The organism is Moorena sp. SIO2C4, from assembly GCF_010672485.1.
Taxonomy (GTDB): domain Bacteria; phylum Cyanobacteriota; class Cyanobacteriia; order Cyanobacteriales; family Coleofasciculaceae; genus Moorena; species Moorena producens.
Genome location: NZ_JAAHGN010001213.1, coordinates 1 through 2,085, shown reverse-complemented (window position 1 = coordinate 2,085; position 2,085 = coordinate 1). Strand labels below are relative to the sequence as shown.

Below are 2,085 nucleotides of genomic sequence, written 5' to 3'. Positions count from 1 at the left end.
TAAGCTGCTGCTGCTCACAACGCTATCGAAGCCGGTTCTATGACAGGTAAGGTAGCACTAATTATCCATTGAACCTCCCCACCCGCCTCAGGGATGGGGATTCCCAGGCACAGCAACTAAGTCACTGTTAACTCCATGGGCGTAACTTTCCCCCGCACCGGAGGTAGCTGAGTTTGAAGTTACCGTAAGAACAAGGCAGCCTTTATAGTTAAAGGGTTATGGGTAAAAGGTTCTAGGTTGTTGTAATAAGGCTGCCTTGTTCTAAGGCGCGCGTCTTGTGGGGTCAATTCCCAGTTTTTTGAGACCCCGAATTTTTATATTTACTGCACCATTTACATCTGCGTCGTTGTAATGACCACAGTTAGTGCAAAGGAATTTTTCTTTTTTTCTGTTCTCTTTACTCGTGTGGTGACATTTTGGACACCTTTGAGACGTATGCTTGGGATTTATTTTGATTACTGGAATACCTGACTTTGCAGCCACGGCCTCAATCTTATTGACCAATTCTCCCCAAGCTGCATTAGATATTGAACGATTTAAGCCTCTTTTTGCGGATTGTCCATTGCGTTCGCGTAGCGTCGGCTTTGCCGAATCGTACCCACCATTTTCATTGGGTTTAGGCTTGCAACGAGACTTCATCGCTCTGATGTTTAAATCTTCAAAGATTAGAGCGTCTGCACCATCTACTAACTTATTGGCAGTCTCCCAATGGTAGGCATTACGATTATTAGTAATGCGTTCATGGAGAGATGCCACCTTGGAGTAGGACCTGCTTCTATTCTTAGACCCTTTCTTTTTTCTGCTGGCAGCTCTTTGTCTTAGCTTCAGACGCCTTTCTCTACGCTTAAAAGACTTTGTCCGTGCCGGGTTAGCTATCATTTTCCCAGTGGAAATGCTGATTAGCTTTTTAATCCCCAAGTCACAACCTTTAACTCGCTCAGGATTAATCTCATCCCTGGCTTTTAATGGAGGGACTGGAATTGAATTGTCTTCAATCTGAAGACTTACGAACCATCCACGAGCTTTACGCCGAACAGTGACAGATTTAACATTAAACCCTTCGGGAATTGGACGATAATTAAAGAAACCCATCCATCCGATACCTGGCAAGTAAATCCGATTCCCATCTACCTTGACCTGCCCAGGGGAATATTTAAAACTTCTGAATCTAGATATTCTCTTAGGCTTAGGATATCCAGATTCGCCTTTGAAGAACTTAGAAAAAGCCACATCCAACTGTCTTAGCGCCTGTTGCAAAACAGTTGAGTTAATAGTCTTGTACCAAGGTCTCTCCTTTTTAAGGATTGGCAAATTTGAACTTTGAGCTTCGTAAGCAGTTCTTCTAGGGTTCTTTTTATTACTCTTCCATGGGTAACCAACAGAGTGAGATTTGCTAACCGAACAGGTCAACGGGCACACTTCACTCTTACTTTTTAGATCACAGTAATTGCCTAACCTAGGAGCTTTAGCTTGATCAAAAGATTCAATTCTATCTCTAAGTAAGTAATTATACTGCGATCGCAACATATCCAACCACCTATTCATTGTGGCTTTTTGTTGTCGGCTTGGCTTGAGTTTGTACCTGTACCCGAACTGCATTGTTTCGACCTATTTATCCATGCTATATTAATTATAGCTTTTAGGAATGCTGATGTCTTGAACATGGGAAAAAGAACTGGACGCCCTCCAATACACGGAGAAGCGAAAAAATCACATACCGTTAGAACTACAGATGCTGCCTGGGACGGCCTAAAAGAGATGGCAGACAGGGCAGGTCTAACACTATCTGAGTATTTGGAAGCTTTGGGGAAGACTGGCTTACTCCCTTAAATACTTGAGGGGAAATTCATCCCTGGAGACGAAACCTAAGGAGAGTGGAGCCTTTATGGTTAGTCAGCTATGCATAAAAGAGGTGCGACCCGTGGCGAATTTAATTCGCCACGGGTCGCACCTTTAGATGCGGACGAAAGGACTTGAACCTTCACGTCTTGCGACACTAGAACCTAAATCTAGCGCGTCTACCAATTCCGCCACGTCCGCTTACCTTGCGATTTATATCATAGCATAAATTATAGCTTTTATTGA

At 43.4% G+C, this 2,085-nt stretch carries 2 protein-coding genes and 1 tRNA gene; 1 reads left to right on the top strand and 2 read right to left on the bottom strand.

Features of this window, described 5'->3' with window-relative positions; all coding sequences use genetic code 11:
• Positions 1 to 261 precede the first annotated feature (261 nt).
• Complete coding sequence (locus F6K20_RS35725) at positions 262 to 1,599, bottom strand: RNA-guided endonuclease InsQ/TnpB family protein (RefSeq protein ID WP_287262986.1); 1,338 nt, start codon at positions 1,597 to 1,599, stop codon at positions 262 to 264.
• Positions 1,600 to 1,662: 63 nt separating this feature from the next.
• Here F6K20_RS35725 and F6K20_RS35720 point away from each other — a divergent pair, with 63 nt between their 5' ends.
• Entirely contained in the window at positions 1,663 to 1,830 is a 168-nt protein-coding gene (locus F6K20_RS35720; protein WP_165691862.1) for a hypothetical protein, read from the top strand.
• A gap of 128 nt (positions 1,831 to 1,958) precedes the next feature.
• Here F6K20_RS35720 and F6K20_RS35715 read toward each other — a convergent pair.
• Positions 1,959 to 2,040: transfer RNA gene (locus F6K20_RS35715), tRNA-Leu, on the bottom strand.
• Between the last annotated feature and the right edge of the window lie 45 nt (positions 2,041 to 2,085).